The organism is Variovorax sp. Soil_C_33, from assembly GCF_057656935.1.
In genome coordinates this window covers 100,185-115,132 of record NZ_JBDGJK010000002.1, presented here as the reverse complement: position 1 = coordinate 115,132, position 14,948 = coordinate 100,185, and the positions used below count along the sequence as shown (strand labels likewise).

The window sequence follows — 14,948 nt, the reverse complement described above, 5'->3', positions numbered from 1 at the left end:
GGTGGGCGCCATTTCCGGCCCGGCCTGCGCCCGTTTCACTGTTTGTTCGCGCATTGCGGCGTCGCAATGCGCAGGCGCCCGATTCGACCCATCTACACACTATTCGGAGTCCCCATGCCCAAGGAAGAACTGATCGAAATGAACGGCGCAGTCACGGAAGTGCTGCCCGATTCCCGCTACCGCGTGACCCTCGACAACGGTCACCAGCTGATCGCCTACAGCGGCGGCAAGATGCGCAAGCACCACATCCGCATCCTGGCCGGCGACAAGGTGTCGCTGGAGCTGTCGCCCTACGACCTGACCAAGGGCCGCATCACCTTCCGCCACCTGGAACGCCGCGGTCCGCCGCCGGTCAACAGCGGCAACAACTCGCAGCGCCGCTGATCCTCTTGCCGTGACGGGTTCCGCCACCGACTTCGCCGCGCTGCCGCTCACCCCGCAGACACTGGCGAACCTGAAGCAGCTCGGCTATCTGCAGATGACGCCGATCCAGGCGGCCAGCCTGCCGCCGGCGCTGCTCGGCCGCGACCTGATCGCCCAAGCCAAGACCGGCAGCGGCAAGACCGCCGCCTTTGCGCTGGCGCTCCTGGCCAACCTCAATCCCCGCCGCTTCGCGGTGCAGGCCATGGTGCTGTGCCCGACGCGCGAGCTGGCCGACCAGGTGACGACCGAGATCCGCCGCCTGGCGCGCGCCGAAGAGAACATCAAGGTCGTCACGCTCTGCGGCGGCGTCGCATTGCGCGGGCAGCTCGCCAGCCTCGAGCACGGCGCCCACATCGTGGTCGGCACCCCGGGCCGCATCATGGATCACCTCGAGCGCGGCAGCCTCGAGCTCGAAGCGCTCAACACGCTGGTACTCGACGAAGCCGACCGCATGCTCGACATGGGCTTCTTCGACGACATCGCCAAGGTCGCACGCCTGTGCCCCAAGGAGCGCCAGACCCTGCTGTTCTCCGCCACCTACCCCGAAGGCATCGCCCAGCTCAGCGCGCAGTTCATGAAGAACCCGCAGCAGATCACGGTGCAGGCGCAGCACGAGGAAGGCAAGATCCGCCAGCGCTGGTACGAGGTGAAGGACAGCGAGCGGCTGCATGCCGTGAGCCTGCTCTTGAACCACTTCCGCCCGCCGAGCACGCTGGCCTTCTGCAACACCAAGCAGCAGTGCCGCGACCTGGTGCAGGTGCTGCAGGCCCAGGGCTTCAGCGCGCTGGCCCTGTTCGGCGAACTCGAGCAGCGCGAGCGCGACCAGGTGCTGGTGCAGTTCGCCAACCGCAGCTGCTCGGTGCTGGTCGCTACCGACGTGGCCGCGCGCGGGCTCGACATCGCGCAGCTCGAAGCCGTGATCAACGTCGACGTGACGCCCGACCCCGAGATCCACATCCACCGGATCGGCCGCACCGGCCGCGGCGATGCCGAAGGCCTGGCGCTCAGCCTGGCCAGCATGGACGAGATGGGCAGCGTCGGAAAGATCGAGCAGCTGCAGGGCCGCGAATCCGAATGGCATCCGCTGGCCGAGCTCTCGAGTGCGCGGGCCGAACCCCTGCAGCCGGCCATGGCCACCCTGCAGATCGTCGGCGGGCGCAAGGAGAAGATCCGCGCCGGCGACGTGCTGGGCGCGCTCACCGGCGATGCCGGCTTCACGCGCGATCAGGTCGGCAAGATCAACGTCAACGAGTTTTCCACCTACGTGGCGGTCGACCGGCGCATCGCGCGCGAGGCCGCGCACAAGCTTTCCACCGGCCGCGTCAAGGGCAAGACCGTCAAGGTACGGCTGCTCGACGATGTGGCTTAATTACGCCCCTAGCCCTTTTTTATCCGAGCTTTCCATGACCCAGAAAATCCGCACCGAGGCCGATCGCAAAGCCACCCCCAAGCCCGTTCCGATGCCCGGCTACAACCTGCCCAAGATGGGTGGCGGCCAGAAGGTCAGCCTCGAGCGCGGCACCGCGACCCGCAGCAAGAAGAACCCCGGCAAGCGGGCCAAGAAGGGCGGCTGAACGCGCCTCGCGCTTCATTCGAGCTCCGGAACACGCGCCTTCGGGCGCGTTTTTCATGTCCGACGACTACCAGATCCATATCCCGCCGTCCTTCTTCGCGGTCTACACCGACGCGAGGCAGCGCCTGCGCGAACCGCTGGCGACCGTGCGGGCGCGTTATGAAGTGTGCGAGGACCTCGCCAACCACCTGGTGCAGCACGCGCAGCTGCTGCATCACGCCGAGGTGCCGTCGGAAGAGGAGATCCTCCTGCGCATCCATGCCGGGCTGAACTCGCCCGAGTCCGGCGTGTCGGCAGCGGAAGCCGCCTGGATCGTGCAGCGGCTGGCCGAGCTGCTCGGCTGGAACTGTCCGCTGCTCGGCGAGCCGGACTGAGCAACCGTCTTGGCAGTCATGGGTATGCATGGTCGAATCTCAAGTCGAGCCATGTTTGGCAATGGCGTTGAGCATGGTCAGCAGCTTGCGCATGCAGGCTACCAGGGCGACCTTCTTGCGCTTGCCGGCCGCCAGCAGGCGGTCGTAGCAGGCTTTGAGCGCCGGGTTGTGCCGAACCGCCGTCAGGGTGGCCATATACAGCGTGCGTCGCCCATCGGCACGACCGCCCCAGATGGAGCGCTGCCCGCGCATCTGGCCGGAGTCGCGATTCAAGGGCGCCACGCCCACCGGCGCTGCGATGCGGCGCCGGTCGAGCTTGCCCAATTCGGGCAGCTCCGCCAGCAGCACGGCCACGCTGGCCGCGCCAATACCCGGTACGCTGGCCAGTGCCTGGGGCCAACTGAGCGTGATGGCGCTGCACATGCGCGGCCACCTCGGCTTCGCTGTTGCCGAGTTCCTGCTTCAGGAAATCGATGACCCGTTCGATGCTCGGGCGTGCCGCCGCATGCCCGCCATCGGCGGAAAGGGTGGCAGCGGCCGCTGCGCCACTTCATTGGCCGCGGCGTACTCCATGCCCAGTCCGCGCAGCACGCAGGCAGCGACTTCGCGGCCATGGTTCGGCGGCGCCAGTCGCAGCGCCACGCTGCGCATGGCCTGCGCGACGGTGCCGTTGATCAGGTCCATCGCCGCCGCCTCGCTGGGAACGCGAAAGGCCTTCTGCTTCACGCCCAGGCGCAGGTCGACCAGCACATAGTCGCGGATCTCGAGCAGCAGCTCGGGCGCCGCGGCCGCCACGTCCAGCATCATCAATGCCCATTGCGGACTTTGCTCGGCCAGCCAGATGTAGCGCTGGTTACCGATGGCCATGCGCTGCGCGCCCTCGGCGATCCCATGCTGGCTGTCGGCGATGCGGCGGCACAGCGTGTCGGCCAGCAGCAGCGCGACGGCGCTCGCGACTTCCTCCTTGGTCTTGAAATGGTTGTAGACCGTGCCGGTGGTCATGCCCGCGACCGCCGCGAGTTCCTGCATCGTGGCGCCGGCGAAGCCGCGCGCCGTGAAAACCTTGATCGCCGCCTGCACCAGTTGCACGCGCGTGCGCTCGCGCTTGCCCAGGCCGGGCTGCGGCCGCCACACACTTTCGGCCAGGGCCTCTGGCAAAAGAGGTATGGACGGATCACCTAAATTCATTACATCATTCATTTTTAGACACAAGCACCATTTTTGCATCCACCATACATTTATAGAGAGTTTGCCATGTCCCCCGATCTCCGCCTCGGCTATCTGGTCTTTGAAGCGCGCCGTCCCGCGCGATGGGCAGCCTTCTGCCAGCACATGCTCGGCCTATCCGCACCCGGCGCCAACGCCGACGGCAGCCTCGGCTGGCAGATCGACGAGGCCTGCCAACGCCTGATCGTCCAGGAGGGGCCGGCCGACGACCTCGCCGCGCTGGGCCTCGAATGCGCGAACGACGAAGTGCTGGACGGCCTGCTGCAGCGCCTGCGCCAGGGCCGCATCGAAGCGACGGCAGCCGGCGCGGCGCTTCGCGATGCGCGCCGCGTGCAGCGGCTTCATCGCTGCATCGACCCTTGCGGCAACGCCGTCGAGCTGTACACGGGGCTCGCGCCGGCCGCGCAGCACTTTGCATCGCCGGCCTTCCCCGAAGGTTTCCGCACCGGCGAGCTGGGGCTCGGCCATGCCGTGCTGGTGTCGCACGACCTGGCGAAGATGGAGGCCTTCTACGTTGGCCTGCTGGGCTTCGGCGTGACGGAGCGGCTCGCGACGCGCGTGGGCCCGATGGACATCCGCGGCGTGTTCCTGCATTGCAACCGCAGGCATCACTCGATCGCGCTGTTCGACATGCCGCTTTCCAAGCGCATCCACCACTTCATGCTGCAGGCCGCGCGGCTCAGCGACATCGGTATCGCCTTGGAGCGCGCGCGCCGCCACAAGGTGCCTTTGTCGCTCGAGCTCGGCCAGCACCCCGATCCGGACGGCACCTTTTCCTTCTACGGCGCCACGCCCTCGGGCTTCGACTTCGAGATCGGCGCCGGCACGCAGACCATCGACCCCGTGGGCTGGGAGACGCAACACACCGATGTCACCAGCGCCTGGGGCCACAAGCCGAAACTGCGCCTGCAGCTGAAGATGGCTGCCGGGCTCATCAAGCAGAAGACAACCGGCGCACCGCGCCAGGCGAAGGAGCTCGCATGACGACGACGTCCAGGCGGTGGCTCAAGCGGGCTGCGCTCGCGCTGGTGGTCCTGGTCGCACTCGCCGTCGCCGCCCTGTTCGCCGGCGACCAGCTGGCCCGTCACAAGATGCAGCGCAAGCTCGACGTCCCGGTGAAGGCCGTGCCTTTCCGCGAAGACGCGGCAGCGCTCGAACGCGGCCGCTATCTCTACGCCTCGCGCGGCTGCGTCGACTGCCACGGCGCCCAGGGCAACGGCAGGATGTTCCTCGACGACGGCAAGGGCATGCGCATCGCCGGGCCCAACATCAGCCCCGGCCCCGGCAGCGTGGTCGCCGGCTACGCGCCGGAAGACTGGGTGCGCGCCATCCGCCACGGCGTCGGCCCGAACGGCCGCGTGCTGATGGTGATGCCGAGCGAGGACTACAACCGCTTCACCGACGACGACCTCGCCTCCCTGGTCGCCTACGTGCGCAAGATGGCGCCCGCCGCGGGCGGCGCGGCGGTGCTCGACCTGCCGCTGCCGGTGCGCGCCTTCTACGGCTTCGGACTGATGCACGACGCTGCTTCGAAGATCGACCACGGGCTGCCGCCCGCGCAGCCCGTGGCCGATGGCGTGAACCTCCCGCACGGCGCCTACGTGGCCAACATGTGCCTGGGTTGCCACGGCGCCAAGCTCGAAGGCGGCAAGATCCCCGGCGGCCCGCCCGACTGGCCGGCCGCGGCCAAGCTCACGCCCGGCGAAGGCACGTCCATGACCCGCTATGCCGACGCCGACGCCTTCGTGCGCATGTTCAAGTCCGGAAAGCGCCCCGACGGCACGCCGATCAAGGTCATGCCTTTCGAGTCGCTCGGCCAGATGAACGACACCGACGTGCGCGCCCTCTTCCTGTACCTGAAGAGCTTGCCACCGAGCCCGCAGGGATAGCGCACCCCGCGCTCTTTCAGGTCGCAGCTCTAATCGATCTTGGCGCCCGAGGCCTTGACCACCGCGCCCATCGCATCCCAGTCGGCGCGCAGCAGCTTCTGGAAATCCGCCGGGCTGGTGGTGCGCGCGGGCTCGATGCCCAGGCGCGCCAAGCGCTCCTTCATGGCCGGATCGGCGAGCACCTTGACGACCGCTGCGTTGATCTTGTCGACCTCGGCCTTGGGCGTGCCGGCCGGCGCCAGCAGGCCGATCCATGAATCGAACTGGTAGCCCGGCAGGCCGCTTTCGTCGGCGGTCGGCAGGCTGGGCAGGAAGGGGCTGCGGACCTTGCCGGTGGAGGCCAGCGGCTTGATGCGCGCATCGCTCTGCAGGCCGATCACGCCGATGCTGGACGAGGTCACCGCCTGCACGCGGCCGGCCAGCAGCTCGTTCACCGCCTCGCCGGTGGACTTCATCGGGATGTGCGTCATCTGCAGGCCTGCCTTGGCGAGGAAGGAGGCCATCGCGAGATGCGTGGCGCTGCCGTTGCCGGCCGAGGCGTAGTTGTACTTGCCCGGATTCGCCTTCACCTCGCGGATGAACTCGGCCGTGTTCGACACCTTCATGTCGCTCGAGGCCACGACCACGTAGCCCGCGTTGCCGATGTCGGCCACGCCGACGAAGTCCTTGAGCGGGTCGTAGGGCAGCTTGCTGTAGAGATGCCCAGCGATGTGGTGGCTGGCCGCCGCCAGCACCAGCGTGTTGCCGTCGGCCGGCGCCTTGGCGACGATGGCCGCGCCCACCGTGCCGCCCGCGCCGGCGCGGTTCTCGACGATCACGCTGGCATTGAGCGCCGTCCCCAGCTCGTTGTTGAAGGCGCGCGCCACCGTGTCCTGAACGGCGCCGGTGCCGAAGGGGACCACGATGCGGATCACGCGCTGCGCATGCGCAGGCGCCGCGGCCGCGAGGGCCAGCAGCCCTGCGGCCGCGAAGGCGGCCAGGGAACGTCGGGTGAACAGGTGGGACATCGCAGCGGCCGCTTTCGTCATGGTGGTCTTGGAAGTTCAGGTGCCGGCCGGAAGCCAGCGTTCCACCAGCTTCACGAAGTAGCTGGCGCCGATCGGAATGATCTCGTCGTTGAAGTCGAAAGACGTGTTGTGGATGATGCAAGGACCGGGCCCGTGGCCTTCGAGCCGGTGGTCGCCGTCGCCGTTGCCGAGAAAGGCGTAGCAGCCGGGCCGCGCGAGCAGCATGTGGGCGAAGTCCTCGGCGCCCATCACGGCCGGGAAGTCGTCGGTCACCATGTTCTCGCCGACCACCTCGCGCATCACGGCGGCGGCGAACTGCGCCTGCGCCTTGTGGTTGACCACCGGCGGCGAGGCGCGCACGAAGCTGACCTCGGCCGTGCATTCGTGCGCCTGCGCGATGCCCTGGGCCAGCGTGTGCAGGCGCTCCTCGATGCGGTCCAGCGCGGGAATCGAGAAGGTGCGCACCGTGCCGCCGAGCGTGGCGACGTCGGGAATCACGTTCGGCGCATCGGAGCCTTGCAACTGCGTGACCGCGAGCAGGGCGCGCTCGGTGCTGGCGATGGTCTTCGGCACCAGCGTCTGCAGCGCCTGCGCCAGCGCGACGACCGCGCCCACCGGGTCGATGCCGGTGTGCGGCATCGAGGCATGGGTGCCGCGGCCGCGCATCGTGACCTTGTAGGTGTTGCTCGAGGCCATGAGCGCGCCTTCGTTGAGCGCGAAGCGGCCGACCTCGCCGACCGGAAAGTTGTGCAGCGCGAACACCGCGTCGCACGGGAAGCGCTCGAACAACCCGTCCTGGATCATCTTCTTGGCGCCCGCCTTGCCCATCTCCTCGGCCGGCTGGAAGATGAAGTTCACCGTGCCGTCGAAGCGGCTGCCCTTCTGCGCCAGGTGCCAGGCCGCGGCCAGCAGCATCGTGGTGTGGCCGTCGTGGCCGCACGCGTGCATGCGGCCGGCGTGGGTGGACTTGTGGGCGAACTCGTTGGCCTCATGGAGCGGCAGCGCATCCATGTCGGCGCGCAGGCCGATGCTGCGCGTGCTCGTGCCCTGGCGCAGCACGCCCACCAGGCCGGTGCCGGCGATGCCCCGGTGCACCTCGATGCCCCATTCGGCGAGCAGCTTGGCCACCTTCTCCGAAGTGCGGTGCTCTTCGAAGCCGAGTTCGGGATGAGCGTGGATGTCGCGCCGGATGTCGACGAAGCGGCTAACGTCTGCGAAGGAATCGGCGAGGTTCATGGCGGCGGTCGTGGGGAAGAAGCCCCGGATTCTGACGCAGCTTGGCCCGGCACGCGTCCGGGCCTACGATCACGCATCACCGATCCGACGAGGGCCCGCCATGAGCAACGAGCTGCGCAGAAAGCTGCACGAGCTGCAGGAGCTGTCGAACAACGCGCCCGACCCCCAGACGCGCGCCATCATCGAGGCGCTGCGGCTTCAGACCGCGATTCTCAACGAGCGGCTGTTCGCCATCGAGCTGCAGCTGGCCGAGCTCGGCAAGGGCGGCCTGCCGCAGCCGGAGCCCTGAGCGCTGCGCTCAGCCGCGTGCAGCGGCATTGCGCTTGCGCGTGGCGGCAGCCTTCTTCGCCGAGGCGGAGCGCTCCGCGGCGCTGCGACCGGCGGAGGCAGCGCCGCCGATGTGGCCGCCCTTGCGCGAAGGCGCATGGTCTTCGGCCTTGCCGCGGCCCGAGCCGCTCTTCTTGCCGCCGCCGGTCTCCGCGTTCACGGTGGCCCAGGCGCGCCGCTCGGCTTCGCCCTTGGCCACGCCGCGTTTCTCGTAGCCTTCTTCGATGTGCTCGGCCTTGCGCTTCTGCTTGCCCGTATAGGACGATTTGTCACCTCTTGGCATGGTGATTCCTTTCCATTGCTTGGAGTTCGCATCGTCCACGCATTGGCGCGGCACAGGGTAGGAACGCCAAGACCCTGCGCGTCAGCGCTGTCCCGCGCGACTGCGGCGTCAGCGGCGTCAGCGGCGTCAGCGGCGCAGCAGTCTTCTCGCGGGCGCGCGCATCCGACGGCGCGAGCCCATCAGCACGCACCCGGCCGCTGCCGCGGCGGCTACCAGCGTGATCGCGATCTTGTTGCCGGAGGCCGCACGCGCCATGTTCATCGCGATCTCGCCGCTGCGCGGCGCGACCAGTTCCATGCGGCGCTTGGTCATGCGCAGGCCGAGCTCGCCGAGCTGGTCCGGGATCAAGCGCTCGGCTTGCGGAAGAACCTGCGTCTCCTCGTCGGCGACGTGATGCAGCACATTGCGCATCAGGGACATCAGCGTGGCGTCATAGTCGATCGCTTCCGGCTCCATGCGGCGGAGCAGGTCGATCAGGCGCCGCATCTCGGCGTGCTCCGACACGCTATCGCCCAGGATGGCATCGCCGCCTTCGATGTCGGCCATCGCGGGATAGAAGATCTCCTCCTCGAGCTGGGCATGGATTTCCAGCGCGGTGAAGATGGTGCTGGCCAGGCCTTTTCTGACCCGCGCGGGCGCGGCGGCCTTGTATTGATGAAAGGTGGACAACACGTGCGTGTGGTCCAGCCGGATCATGTTGGTGACCGAGGGCAGAAGGCGGGAGCTGAGGGTCGACATGGGATACGTCCTGTTCGAATTGGAAGCCTCAGCGGTTGTCGCGCCGCATGCGCTCGGCTTCTTCCAGCTGGGCGGCATCGGTCCCGATATCGGGCGTTCCCGGAAAGCCGGTCTTGTCGTGCGCCTTGCGCCCCATGCGGCTGCCCTGCATCGGATCGTCCTGTCCGATCGCGCGGTTCTGGTCGATGTTGCGGCCGGAGGCATCGCCGCGGTCGCCGAGCCGGGCTTCGTTCTCGCCCAAGGGGCCGGGCGGGCCCGGGCGTGCTGTCTTGTCAGCCATTGCGTTTCCTTTCCTGAGAGGGGAATCCGGCAAGGCTGCGCTTCGCGCATCGCCGGGCGCGCAGGCCGGCTTACCGCCTCTGCGTAGGCGGTGCCTCACCGGCCTCGACGCGCCCGAACAAGGGCTGCACATGCCACCAGCCCGGCAGCAGCGCGCGGATCTCCTGCCGCGCGAAGCGGTCGTCCAGCAGGTACAGCACGCCCGCATCCTCCTCGCTTCGAATCACGCGTCCGGCGGCCTGCACCACCTTCTGCAGCCCCGGATAGACGTAGGTGTACTCGTAGCCGTCGCCGAACAGCGCCTGCATGCGCTCTCGCATGATCTCGTTGGCCTCGTTGTGCTGCGGCATGCCCAGGCTGGCGACGAAGGCGCCGACCAGCCGGTCGCCCGGCAGGTCGATGCCCTCGCCGAACGCGCCGCCGAGCACCGCGAAGCCGATGCCCTGGCCGCCGGGCGCGAAGCGCGCGAGGAAGGCCTCGCGCTCGGGCTCGCGCATGCCGCGCGACTGCGCCCACACGGGCACCTCGGGATGCCGCGCCGCGAAGGCGTGCAAGGCGCTGTCCAGGTAGTCGAAGCTGCTGAAGAAGGCCAGGTAGTTGCCCGGGCGCTCGGCGAACTGGCCGCCGATGATGCCGATGAGCGACGCGAGCGAGCGGCCGCGGTCGCGAAAGCGCGTCGAGACGTCCATCGCCACGCGCACCGTCAACTGCTCGCTGCGAAAGGGCGAGCCGACGTCCAGCGTGGCGGTGTCTTCCGGCAGGCCCAGCGTGTCGCAGTAAAAGGCAAAAGGCGCGAGCGTGCCGGAGAAGCAGGCGGCCGATGCGCAATCGGCGAAACGCTGTTCGAGAAAGGGCGCCGGCACCAGGTTGCGGATCGCCAGCGCCGCGGGGCCGCCTTCGCCGAGGGTGGATTCGAAGACCGAATGCGTGCCGAAGGCATCGGCCAGGCGCAGGAAGTGCAGCGCATCGAAGAAGAAGCGCTGCAGCGGGCCCTGCGCTTCGTCGGGACGGGCGGCGAAGTGTTCGGCCATGGCCGAGACCGCCTCCTGCAGGGCGCGTTCGAAGCGCTCCGCAATGGCCTCGTGCGCCTGGTAGGCGACGGCCTGGTCGCGCTGCTGCAGCGTCCACTCGCGCTGCAGCTTGCCCAGCACCGGCTTGAGGCCGGCCGGTGCAAGGCGCTGCGCTTCTGCCAGGGCCCCGGTTTCCAGCTCTGCGCTGTACATGCCGCGCGCGCGGCCAAGCAGGTTGTGCGCCTCGTCGACCAGGAGCGCCACCTGCCACTCTTCCTCCTTCGCCAGCGCGTACAGGAACGCGCTGCTGTCGAAGTAGTAGTTGTAGTCGCCCACGATCACCTCGCACCAGCGCGCCATCTCCTGCGCCAGGAAGTAGGGGCAGACCTGGTGCGCCAGCGCGATGCGGCGCGTGGCCTCGCGGTCCAGCCAGCCCGCCTGCGCGGCCTCGGCGCGGGCCGCGGGCAGGCGATCGTAGAAGCCGCGCGCGAGCGGGCAGGCTTCGCCGTGGCAGGCGCGGCCCGGGTACTCGCAGACCTTCTCGCGCGCCGCGAGTTCGAGCACGCGCAGCGGTGCCTGCCCGTGCGCGAGCAGGCGCAGGCTGTCGAGCGCCAGCGCCCGGCCCGAAGTCTTGGCCGTGAGGAAGAAGATCTTGTCGATGCGCTCCGAAGGGCGCGCCTTGAGCAGCGGGAACAGGGTGGCGACTGTCTTGCCGATGCCAGTGGGCGCCTGCGCCAGCAGGCAGCGCCGCGAGACGGCCGAGCGGTAGACGGCCTGCGCGAGTTCGCGCTGGCCGTGGCGGAACCCGGCGTGCGGAAAGGCCAGCCCGGCAAGCGCTTGGTCGAGTTCTTCGCGATGACTCGCCTCCTGTTCGGCCCACGCGAGATAGCGCGCGCACAGCGCCTCGAAGTCCTCCCTAAGCGCCTCGCGCGTCCAGCGCTCGGCGAGCGCGAACTCCTCGCCTGTCGCGAGTTCGAGGTACACCAGCGCGACCTCGATGGCGGACAGCGAACGTTCTTCGCACAGCATCCAGCCGTAGACCCTGGCCTGCGCCCAGTGCAGCGCGCGATGGTTCGGGCGAATGGCTGCGAACTCGCCGCGAAAGGTCTTGATCTCTTCCAGCCTGCAGCGACCGGCGTCGTAGCCGTCGGCGCGCCCGCGCACCTGCAGCCGGCCGAAGCGCGCGGCGAGCGCCACTTCGCGCTCGTAGTCCTCGTCGCGCCGGCCCTGCACCAGGCGGTGCCCGGCAATGCCTTCCTGCGCGCTCGGCGCGGGCAGGAAGCGCAGGTCGAGGTCGCCCGCCTTGGCGGCGAAGGCGCACAGCGACTTCACCGAGACCCCGAAGGTCGGCGCAGTGGCAGGTGAAGAAGCGGGTTCGGTGCGCATGCCGTGGTCTGTATGAATATACAGTGGCTTGAAAAGAAAAGATAAAACCATCCACTTGGATGGTGCTAGGATGGCGACATGCCCCGAAAAAGCGCCACCCTGGCCTCCGCTGCCAAGCCGGTCGACGAAAAGATCACGATCAACGTGGGCTGTGTCGACCTCGGGCAAATCGACCTGCTGGTGCAGGAAGGCTTCTATGCCAACCGCACCGACCTGATCCGTACCGCGATTCGAAACCAGCTCGCCACGCAGATCGACGTGGTGCGCCAGGTCGTCTCGCGCAAGGCCCTGGTGCTTGGCATCCAGCACTACTCCGCTGCCGACCTGCAGGCGGTTCAGGCGGCCGGCGAGACCTTGCAGATCCGCGTGCTCGGGCTCGCTTCGATCGCGCTCGACGTCACTCCAGCGCTGGCGCTGGCCACCATCGAGTCCATCACCGTGCTGGGGGCCCTGCATGCGAGCCCGGCCGTAAAGGCCGCGCTCGCCGGGCGCATCGGCTGAACCCCAACCCCTTTTGAAAGACCAAGATGAACCCTGACTTCAAGCACCTGATGGCCGAAGCGAGCCGGCTGACCCGGGCGGGCGACCTTCATGCGGCGACCGCCGCGATCCAGGCCGCGCTGGGCGGCGTCGAACTTGCGCAACCGACGCCGAGCGAAATGCCGGACGTGATCGACATCGAGGCCCGGCGAGTGCCTGAACCCCGGCCGGCGGGCGTCGATCCGGAGGCGCCGGCCGCGTACGTCGATGTACCCGCTTCGGGCAGTTTCATCGCCGGCAGCTTTGCCGACGCAGCCGGCCGCCGCGACTACAAGCTCTTCGTCCCGCCGCAGGCCGGCGAGCGCGCGCTGCCGTTGGTCGTGATGCTTCATGGCTGCACCCAGGATCCCGATGATTTCGCCGCCGGCACGGCGATGAACGAGGCTGCGCTGGCGCAGGGCTTCTTCGTGCTCTATCCGGCGCAGTCGCGCCAGGCGAATCCGCAGGGTTGCTGGAACTGGTTCAAGCACAGCCATCAGCAACGCGGCCGCGGCGAGCCGGCGCTCCTGGCGGGCATGACACGCGATGTGATGGCGCGCCACGCGATCGACCCCCAGCGCGTCTACGTTGCCGGACTGTCGGCCGGCGGCGCGATGGCCGCCATCCTGGGTGAAGCCTATCCCGACCTGTTCGCGGCGGTCGGGGTCCACTCCGGCCTGGCAGCGGGTGTCGCCTCCGACCTTCCGGCCGCGTTGATGGCGATGAAGGCCGGCGGCGCGATTCGAGGCGACGTGGCCAGCGGCGTGCCGACCATCGTCTTCCACGGCGATGCAGACGCCACCGTCCATGCGAACAACGGCGCCCAGGTCATGGCTGCCAGCGTGGGGAAGACGACCTCCGTCGAAGTCGAGCATGTACAGAGCGGCGGCGGGCGCGGTGCAACCCGGCATTCGCACCGCTCGGCCGACGGGCGGGTGGTGGCGGAACACTGGGTGGTCCACGGCGGAGCTCACGCGTGGTCGGGCGGCAGCGCCAAGGGTTCCTATACGGATGGCCGAGGCCCCGACGCCAGCGCCGAGATGCTGCGCTTCTTCTTCGAGCATCCGCGGCGGCCGGCGCACTGATCGCCGGTGACTCAGTCGATCAGCCGGTTCTTCAGCGCGTAGTACGTCAGGTCGCTGTTGGAGGTGAGATTCATCTTCTCCATCAGGCGCGTGCGGTAGGTGCTCACGGTCTTCACCGACAGCGACAGATGATCCGCGATGCGGCCCGCGGTTTCGCCCTTCGCCAGCTTGAGGAAGACCTGGAACTCGCGTTCCGACAGCTGCTCGTGCGGCGCGGAGTCGTCCTTGCGGTCGAGCTGGCGCGCCAGCAGTTCGGCCACGCCGGGCGTGATGTAGCGGCGGCCCAGCGAGACGATGCGGATCGCGTTCACGATCTCCATCGGCTCGCATTCCTTGTTGAGATAGCCGCTCGCGCCCTGGCGGATCAGGTTCATCGCGTAGTGCTCCTCGGGGTAGCCGCTCAGGATGAGGATGCCGAGCTCGGGCGCCTTGGCACGGATCATCGCGATGGCATCGATGCCGCTCTGTCCGGGCATCGACAGATCCATCACGAGCACATCCAGCTCCGTCGTGCGCACCAGCTCGATCGCTTCGCGTCCGCTGGCGGCTTCGCCGACCACGCGCAGGTCCACATGCTGGGAAAAGAATTCGCGCAGCCCCGTGCGCACGATGCCGTGGTCATCCACGATGCCGATCTTGATCACTCTTACCCTTTGCGGTTGTTGCAGCGGCGCAGAAGTCAGACCGCCGGCTCGCTTCGAAGGATGCTCCTGCGCGCTGCGCGCGCGCGTGGGTGCACGCGCAGCGCACGCGTAGGCCGCAGACGCGACGAGCTCGGCAATCAGTCCGGCGCTGCCTGCAGACAGTAGTCGAAGAAGGCCTCGAGCTCGATGGACTTGTCGAAGACTGCGTCGGCGCCGGCATCAAGGCAGGCTGCCCGCGTCGATGGGGCGGCATAGTTCGTCAGGACCACGACGCGCTGGCCGGGATCGCGACCCGCGCACCACGTCACGACGCCGAGGCCGGAGCCCTGCTTCAGGAAGAAGTCGACGACGGCCAGATCCCACTGGCCCTTGTGCCTTCCAAGCCACGCGATCGCTTCGTCCTCCGATTCGGCCGTGGCCATCACGCTGGCCGATCCGAGGTCGGCCAGCGCCGGAATCAGGCTTTCCCTGATTCTGGGGTTGTCTTCCACGAGGAACACCGCGAGCGCCATGAAATGAGTCCGTTTCTTGTCCGTCCAATTCAGGCTAGCCCGCGATGGGCGCCGGTCAGTGGGCGCTCAGGACCCTTGGCGGTAGGATGATGTCGATACCACAAGGATGCACATGGACAAGAAGACCGCGCAGGTCAGCGCGAAGTTGAAGTGGGAGGCCGCATGCGAGCGGCTGGCCTTCGCCTTGAATCCTCCGGCGGACATACCGGCCGAGGACGCGCCGGATCTGGAGACGGCGGTGCGCCTGGCACAGGCTGCACTCGAAGAAATCCGCGAAGCCTTCAAGGTCGAATGAACGCCGGTCAGCGCGGCAACTTCCAGCGCCGCGGCGGATCCTGAGTCGCGCTGCGGACGCCTGTGCGTCGACATCGCCGCGATGAAGTCTGCGGCCACCGGCGACGCATCGCGACCGATGTCAGCCACCGCCGCGTCCGAA

General features: G+C 68.3%; 19 protein-coding genes and 1 pseudogene. 10 read left to right on the top strand and 10 right to left on the bottom strand.

Annotation, left to right across the window (positions count from 1 at the left end):
* Nucleotides 1-114: 114 nt before the first annotated feature.
* Genes infA through AC3A6B_RS03460 form a run of 4 tightly spaced genes read left to right on the top strand, consistent with a single transcriptional unit; the run spans nt 115 to nt 2,370 of the window.
* Complete coding sequence (gene infA, locus AC3A6B_RS03475) at nt 115-384, top strand: translation initiation factor IF-1 (RefSeq protein WP_028249914.1); 270 nt, start codon at nt 115-117, stop codon at nt 382-384.
* 10 nt (nt 385-394) lie between these two features.
* Nucleotides 395-1,792, top strand: a complete 1,398-nt coding sequence (gene dbpA / locus AC3A6B_RS03470) for an ATP-dependent RNA helicase DbpA (RefSeq protein WP_487835367.1) — start codon at nt 395-397, stop codon at nt 1,790-1,792.
* Between the two features lie 34 nt (nt 1,793-1,826).
* The gene (locus AC3A6B_RS03465; protein WP_487835366.1) at nt 1,827-1,997 is read left to right on the top strand and encodes a hypothetical protein; all 171 of its coding nucleotides are present in this window, start codon (nt 1,827-1,829) and stop codon (nt 1,995-1,997) included.
* A gap of 55 nt (nt 1,998-2,052) precedes the next feature.
* A complete protein-coding gene (locus AC3A6B_RS03460; protein ID WP_487835365.1) occupies nt 2,053-2,370 on the top strand; it encodes a hypothetical protein in 318 nt (105 codons plus the stop codon).
* Between the two features lie 39 nt (nt 2,371-2,409).
* On the opposite strand, the pseudogene AC3A6B_RS03455 reads toward AC3A6B_RS03460, so the two are convergent.
* Nucleotides 2,410-2,757, bottom strand: a pseudogene (locus tag AC3A6B_RS03455) (transposase); the annotation flags it as partial.
* Between the two features lie 75 nt (nt 2,758-2,832).
* Complete coding sequence (locus AC3A6B_RS03450; protein WP_487835364.1) at nt 2,833-3,528, bottom strand: TetR/AcrR family transcriptional regulator; 696 nt, start codon at nt 3,526-3,528, stop codon at nt 2,833-2,835.
* A gap of 96 nt (nt 3,529-3,624) precedes the next feature.
* Here AC3A6B_RS03450 and AC3A6B_RS03445 point away from each other — a divergent pair, with 96 nt between their 5' ends.
* Both AC3A6B_RS03445 and AC3A6B_RS03440 read left to right on the top strand, forming a co-directional pair.
* Nucleotides 3,625-4,581, top strand: coding sequence for a VOC family protein (locus AC3A6B_RS03445; protein ID WP_487835363.1), 957 nt, complete (start codon nt 3,625-3,627; stop codon nt 4,579-4,581).
* A complete protein-coding gene (locus tag AC3A6B_RS03440; protein ID WP_487835362.1) occupies nt 4,578-5,486 on the top strand; it encodes a c-type cytochrome in 909 nt (302 codons plus the stop codon). Before AC3A6B_RS03445 ends, AC3A6B_RS03440 begins: the two co-directional genes overlap by 4 nt.
* 29 nt (nt 5,487-5,515) lie before the next feature.
* Here the strand turns inward: AC3A6B_RS03440 and AC3A6B_RS03435 are convergent, their stop codons facing one another.
* Together AC3A6B_RS03435 and AC3A6B_RS03430 are read right to left on the bottom strand one after the other, a co-directional pair.
* Nucleotides 5,516-6,514, bottom strand: a complete 999-nt coding sequence (locus AC3A6B_RS03435; protein ID WP_487835361.1) for a tripartite tricarboxylate transporter substrate-binding protein — start codon at nt 6,512-6,514, stop codon at nt 5,516-5,518.
* Nucleotides 6,515-6,529: 15 nt separating this feature from the next.
* A complete protein-coding gene (locus AC3A6B_RS03430; RefSeq protein ID WP_487835360.1) occupies nt 6,530-7,729 on the bottom strand; it encodes a M20 aminoacylase family protein in 1,200 nt (399 codons plus the stop codon).
* A gap of 100 nt (nt 7,730-7,829) precedes the next feature.
* Between AC3A6B_RS03430 and AC3A6B_RS03425 the strand changes: the two genes are divergently transcribed.
* On the top strand, nt 7,830-8,018 hold the full coding sequence (locus tag AC3A6B_RS03425; RefSeq protein ID WP_436306060.1) for a hypothetical protein: 189 nt from the start codon (nt 7,830-7,832) through the stop codon (nt 8,016-8,018).
* Nucleotides 8,019-8,027: 9 nt separating this feature from the next.
* On the opposite strand, the gene AC3A6B_RS03420 is transcribed toward AC3A6B_RS03425, so the two are convergent.
* The 4 genes from AC3A6B_RS03420 to AC3A6B_RS03405 all read right to left on the bottom strand — a co-directional run bounded on the left by AC3A6B_RS03420 (nt 8,028) and on the right by AC3A6B_RS03405 (nt 11,752).
* Nucleotides 8,028-8,339 (bottom strand): plasmid stabilization protein, encoded by a 312-nt coding sequence (locus tag AC3A6B_RS03420; protein ID WP_487835359.1) that lies wholly within the window; start codon nt 8,337-8,339, stop codon nt 8,028-8,030.
* A 126-nt stretch (nt 8,340-8,465) separates the two neighbouring features.
* Nucleotides 8,466-9,077 carry a hemerythrin domain-containing protein gene (locus AC3A6B_RS03415; RefSeq protein ID WP_487835358.1) on the bottom strand — a complete coding sequence of 204 codons (612 nt, stop codon included), beginning with the start codon at nt 9,075-9,077 and terminating at the stop codon, nt 8,466-8,468.
* Nucleotides 9,078-9,105: 28 nt separating this feature from the next.
* A complete protein-coding gene (locus AC3A6B_RS03410; protein ID WP_487835357.1) occupies nt 9,106-9,357 on the bottom strand; it encodes a hypothetical protein in 252 nt (83 codons plus the stop codon).
* 70 nt (nt 9,358-9,427) lie between these two features.
* Nucleotides 9,428-11,752: a helicase C-terminal domain-containing protein gene (locus AC3A6B_RS03405; protein ID WP_487835356.1), complete on the bottom strand. Its 2,325-nt coding sequence runs from the start codon at nt 11,750-11,752 to the stop codon at nt 9,428-9,430.
* Nucleotides 11,753-11,830: 78 nt separating this feature from the next.
* Here AC3A6B_RS03405 and AC3A6B_RS03400 point away from each other — a divergent pair, with 78 nt between their 5' ends.
* Both AC3A6B_RS03400 and AC3A6B_RS03395 read left to right on the top strand, forming a co-directional pair.
* A complete protein-coding gene (locus tag AC3A6B_RS03400) occupies nt 11,831-12,253 on the top strand; it encodes a CopG family transcriptional regulator (protein WP_487835355.1) in 423 nt (140 codons plus the stop codon).
* A gap of 26 nt (nt 12,254-12,279) precedes the next feature.
* On the top strand, nt 12,280-13,356 hold the full coding sequence (locus tag AC3A6B_RS03395) for an extracellular catalytic domain type 1 short-chain-length polyhydroxyalkanoate depolymerase (protein WP_487835354.1): 1,077 nt from the start codon (nt 12,280-12,282) through the stop codon (nt 13,354-13,356).
* A gap of 11 nt (nt 13,357-13,367) precedes the next feature.
* On the opposite strand, the gene AC3A6B_RS03390 is transcribed toward AC3A6B_RS03395, so the two are convergent.
* Nucleotides 13,368-14,000 carry a response regulator gene (locus AC3A6B_RS03390; RefSeq protein WP_487835353.1) on the bottom strand — a complete coding sequence of 211 codons (633 nt, stop codon included), beginning with the start codon at nt 13,998-14,000 and terminating at the stop codon, nt 13,368-13,370.
* A gap of 137 nt (nt 14,001-14,137) precedes the next feature.
* Nucleotides 14,138-14,512 carry a response regulator gene (locus AC3A6B_RS03385; RefSeq protein ID WP_487835352.1) on the bottom strand — a complete coding sequence of 125 codons (375 nt, stop codon included), beginning with the start codon at nt 14,510-14,512 and terminating at the stop codon, nt 14,138-14,140.
* Nucleotides 14,513-14,624: 112 nt separating this feature from the next.
* Here AC3A6B_RS03385 and AC3A6B_RS03380 point away from each other — a divergent pair, with 112 nt between their 5' ends.
* On the top strand, nt 14,625-14,807 hold the full coding sequence (locus tag AC3A6B_RS03380; protein WP_487835351.1) for a hypothetical protein: 183 nt from the start codon (nt 14,625-14,627) through the stop codon (nt 14,805-14,807).
* Nucleotides 14,808-14,948 lie beyond the last annotated feature (141 nt).